This is a genomic window from Actinoallomurus soli (genome assembly GCF_024055715.1).
Taxonomy (GTDB): domain Bacteria; phylum Actinomycetota; class Actinomycetes; order Streptosporangiales; family Streptosporangiaceae; genus Actinoallomurus; species Actinoallomurus soli.
Genome location: NZ_JAMXMV010000011.1, coordinates 217,306 through 222,003, shown reverse-complemented (window position 1 = coordinate 222,003; position 4,698 = coordinate 217,306). Strand labels below are relative to the sequence as shown.

General features: G+C 75.2%; 2 protein-coding genes. Both read left to right on the top strand.

All coding sequences use genetic code 11. The features are described from left to right. Window positions 1–185 precede the first annotated feature (185 nt). Window positions 186–920 (top strand): type VII secretion system-associated protein, encoded by a 735-nt coding sequence (locus tag NDW01_RS26415; protein WP_252825004.1) that lies wholly within the window; start codon window positions 186–188, stop codon window positions 918–920. Between the two features lie 395 nt (window positions 921–1,315). Then, window positions 1,316–4,696, top strand: a complete 3,381-nt coding sequence (locus NDW01_RS26410; protein ID WP_252825002.1) for a thioesterase domain-containing protein — start codon at window positions 1,316–1,318, stop codon at window positions 4,694–4,696. Window positions 4,697–4,698: the final 2 nt, after the last annotated feature.

The following is a 4,698-nucleotide window of genomic DNA, read 5'->3' as shown; positions in this document are numbered from 1 at the left end:
CCAGCGTGATCCATGGCGATCGAGGAGATTCGCCGGCAGCACGGTCGACAGCGGAACACCGCCATCGGTAACTTCGGACTGATCTACGTCGACTCGACCGTGTGGACATTCCGGCGCGCGGATCGGACCGTTGCGCCGGCCAAGGTCGGATGGCGCCGCCTTCACCGGACATGGAGTGAGCAAGAGTGACGACCGAACAAGGCGGCGTGCCCGAGCAGCCGGCCGCGGCGATCCCGGGCACGGAGACGATCCAGGGCGCCGGGGAGAGGATGCCTCCGGTCCCGGACTCCATCCGTGAGGCGGCCCGGCTCGCGCCCGACCACTGGCTCGGCATGGTCGACCCGGCGTGGAACGAGGAGGGCGAACCTCCCTCGTGGGCGGTGGTCGGCCAGTGGCGTTCGAGCCCCGAGGGCGAGATCGTCGAGTGGCGCGAGAACGAGGAGTACCGGCCGTCGCCGGAGGCCCTCGGCTGGCCCGAGCCGGCCGATGACGTCGACGCGGCGGTGCAGTTGGCGGCGACCGGTTATGGACCCGGCGACGCGGTGACCGAGGCGCTGGCCGCCGCGAAGGAGGTGGCGGTCTTCGTCACCCGCGGCGGCGACCCGTTGGCCGCGGTGGCGCCGGACGGGAAGACCCCGGTGATCCCCGTCTTCACCTCGCCGGTCTACCTTCACGCCGCGGGCCGGCTGGCGTTCGAGCTGATGGACCTGTGGGAACTGCTCGACGCACTCCCCGAGGACCACGTCCTCTACCTCAACCCCTCGGCTCCGGTGAGCATGACGGTGGAGACCGCCGTGCTCGTGGAAGCCCTGGAACGGGCCGGCGCGGACGCCGGCGAGGCCGGTGCTCAGGCCGACGACGTCGAACCGCCGGCGCGTCCGGCCACCGTCGGCGGCGGCCCGGCCCCCGAGCGAGGCTGATCCCGGTTTCGACACGCGAAAAGACCTGAATCCACCCAGTTCGGGACTTAGTGGCGGTAGAAACGGTCACGATCGGAAAAATACGGTCGTCCGTGGTGAACCGAAAGCGTCATGGCGTCCGTATGCGTATGCGAGGCCACCTCTCGCCGAAGCGCCTCCGTACGACTGAGAGGTGACCTCGGTTCGCTGTGCGTAACGCGAAGGAGGTGCGCGGTGACGGATCCGGTGACCTGGCGGCCCTTCACCGCGACCGCAGCCGTCGCGGGAGGTGATTCGTGACCCGCTGGAGAAGATCGCCCACTCGCCGGTCCGGACAGGGCGGGCGGGATGATGCCGCCGCCCGGACCGGGCCGGGGAACCACGGCGCCGCCCGCGCGAACAGCCGCGCAGCGGTCGTGGTCGATGAGTACGACGAGCTGATACTGCTGCGCTCCTCGCCGGACGCGGCGCCGCGCCCCGAGGATGTCGCCGAACTCGCCCGCGCCCTTGTCTGTGGAGACGGGTACTTCACCCTGGTCGTCGGTGCGGACGGCGCGGGCGGCGAACTCTGGGCGCGCCTCGGCGCCGTGCTCGACTCCCTGCGTGCCAAGGGTGTCACCGGGGTCCGGCTGGTGTTGTCGGGAGCGGGCGCTCGGCGCGCAGGCCGCCCCGCCCTCGCGCAGCGGATCGCCGACGCCTGGGGCATCGAGGTGATCGCTCCGGACGCGGGCGTCCTCATCCTGCCCGGTGGCTCCCTGCTCGCCCGTGGTGGCGGCGGGCCCGGACACGGCTGGCAGTCGTTCGCGCCCGGCGCCGAACCGTCACCCCTCGGGCCGCGCAGCCCGGCGCCGGCCTGGCAGGCCGCGCTGACGCGGCTGCCCGGCCGCACCGCCGGTGGTTACGTCGTGGAGCAGGTTCCCGCCGGAATCCTCGTGCGGTCGGCGCGGGAGCCGAGGGACTGGGCGGCGGACCTCTGCTACTCGGTTCCCGTGGACGGCGCGCACCTCACCGTCCTGGTCTGCGCGTCCCGGCTCAGCGGCGACGCGGAGGTGCCGGCCGAGGAGATCGCCTCCCTGCTGACGGCCCTGCCCGCTTCGACCCGTTCGACGGTCCGTCTGGCCCCGTGTGGCCCCGTGGACCTGTTGTCCCTCGCTCAGGACACCGCCGAGATGCTGGGCGCCGACGTGGAGGTGTGGACCGGCCTCCCGCTGGTCGTCGGCTCCGAGGCCGAGCCCGTCGTCCGGCCGGTACTCATCGGCGCCGACGCCGAACCCACCTGGGCGCCGTTCGTCGAGGCCGTCGCCTGCCGGCCGTACGGCGCCGACGGCACGGACGGCCCGGCCACGCCCCGGCTGCTCCGCTGGCGCTCGCCCCTGGCCGAAGGCGCCCGTACGAACGGTGGCGTCGTCCGCCTCTCGGATCGCTGGCAGGTCGCCGTGACGAGGTCCGGGCTGGTGGTGGGGCCGCACGGCGAGCCGCCCGCCGTCGCCGGGCGGCCGGTGTCCCCGGAACAACTGGCGATCGAGGTGGACCTCCGCGGCGCGACGGCGGATGACGCGCTGTTCGCCGGTCTGTCCCGGCTGCTCTCCGACCTGGGCACCGGCGTACGTGAGTTCGTCTCCCTGCACCGGGTCGCGCCGCCGGCGGGATCGGACGACGCGGGATTCCGCCTGCTCCGGCTGGCCATCGAGCACAACGTCTCGCTCGTGGAGCCGAAACCGGTCGAGGCGGTGCCCGCTTCCGCGCCGCCCACCGTACGGACCGTCGCGACCCCGCGCGCCGCCGCGCCCAAGGCGGAGACGACCGTGTCCCAGCCGGGGCCGACCGTGTCCCAGGCGGGGCCGACCGCGTCCCAGCCGGTGGCGAGAGCGGAGGCTCCCGCCGCCGCGGCCGCGTACCCCGCACCCGCCGCCGGACGCCCCGCATCCGCCGCCGCCGCGCACCCCGCATCCGCCGCCGGAGGCCCCGGACCCGCATCCGCGCCGGTGAACGCCGCCGGGCCGGCCGCCGACGAGTTCGCTCCGCCCGCGCCGGTGACTCTTCCCGATCTCATGACCTCCTCGCAGTCCGCGCAGGCGGACTCTCCCGGCCCGCCGGCCGAGCAGGCGAGGCCACTCGGGCCTGTGCGCGTGCGCGGAGACCTCCCGATCCCCGGGCGGGCGAATCCTCCGGCGCGCGTCGCCGAGCGCTCCGCACCACTCCCGGGTGACGGCCCGTCCCTCAGGCCGGAGCCGCGGGTCCCCCCCACCTCCACGGTCCAGGACCCGACGCGTGCCGATCCGCCGGCGCCGACCCGGTCGGGGCAGGGGAGCGGCGAGAGGCCGCTCCCGCCGCGCCTGCCGAGGATCCCGATGACTCCCGTCACTCCAAGGGAACCGGCCGCACCCGAAGGCCCCGAAGCGCCCGCCGAACCGGCGTCCGCCCCGGAGCCTCCTGCGGCCCCGGAGCCTCCTGCCGCTCCGGAGCCCCCGGCCGGGCTGCGAGCCCCGGCCGCCTTCGGGTCTCCGGCGGTGCCGCAGACCCCGGCCACGCCGACCTCGCCGCAGCCCTCCGCCGCCGCAGATCTCCCGGGTACACCGCATCCCCCGGCCGCTCCGGAGCCTCCGGCCGTGTCGCAGGATCCTGCTACGCCGAGCACGGCGCATCCTCCCGCCGCCTCGGGATCTCCGGCGTCGCCGGATTCGCCGGCAGCGCCGGAGATTGCGGCCATGCCGGAGCCTCCGGTCGCGCCCGGGTCCCTGGTCGCCTCCGGACCCGCGACCCTGCCCTCGTCCCCGGCGACGTCGCAGCCTCTGCCCACGTCCCAGCCCTCGACTGCGGCCGACGCTCCGGCCCCCGGCGGGGTCCCGGCCCTTCCGGAACCTCCTGCGGCCCCACAGGCTCCGGCCGCTTCGGAGGCCCAGGCCACACGTCCGCTCTCGCCTGCCGAGCATCGGGCCGGTCCGGCCGCGACCGTCGTCGGAGGAGCGCGGTCCGGACCTGCCGTGAAGCCTCTCCGCCGCAGCACCGAGGCGGAACGAACGGAGTTCCGGTCCCTCGTGCAGCCGATCTGGGAGCGGCACAGCGCCGCGGTGAACCGCGCGATGACGCGGATGCCGGCGCTGCGCGGCGGGCAGGTGGACGCGGCACGGATCGATCTCGTCGCGGTGCACGTCCACCTGTCGGGCGGGCTGAGTGAACCGGACGGCCACGAGCCGGGATCACCGGGCGGACGCGCACTCCCGGACGCGTACCTCGCCTGCCTCGCCTCCGGTCTGAGCCGTCTGCCGTCGTACCGGGGGGCCGCCGCGCGCGGCGGCCTGCCCGCCGACGGCGACCTGGAGCGGTTCGTACCGGGAACCGTGCTGCACGACCCCGGGCCGGTCAGCGCGCTGCCGATCGGGGACGCCGCGGGTCTGCCGGCGGTGGGGGGATACGTCATCTGGTCCTCGACCGGGCGGCGGGTACGCCCGCTGGCCGGTTCGGGATCCGGCACCGGGCCGGAGGAGATCGTGTTCCCGCCGGGAGCCGCTTTCCGCGTGCTCGGCGTACGGTCCGCCGGTCAGGCTCCGATCGTCCTCCTCAGCGAGATCATCCGCGCGGGGTCGGGGACCGGCGACAGGCCCGGGGTGCTCGGTGACGCGGACCGGGCCGCTCTGGAACGGCTCGACGAAGCGCTGCGCCGGCAGGCGCCCACGGCCGGAGCGGCGTCTCCGGCCGCCTGGCCCGTCCGCTGCGCCGCGCCACTGGGGGAAGCCGTGGGATGGCGGGAGGCCGCCTCGAGACCCGGCGAACCCCCGGCCCCATCGGCGTTCTGAAA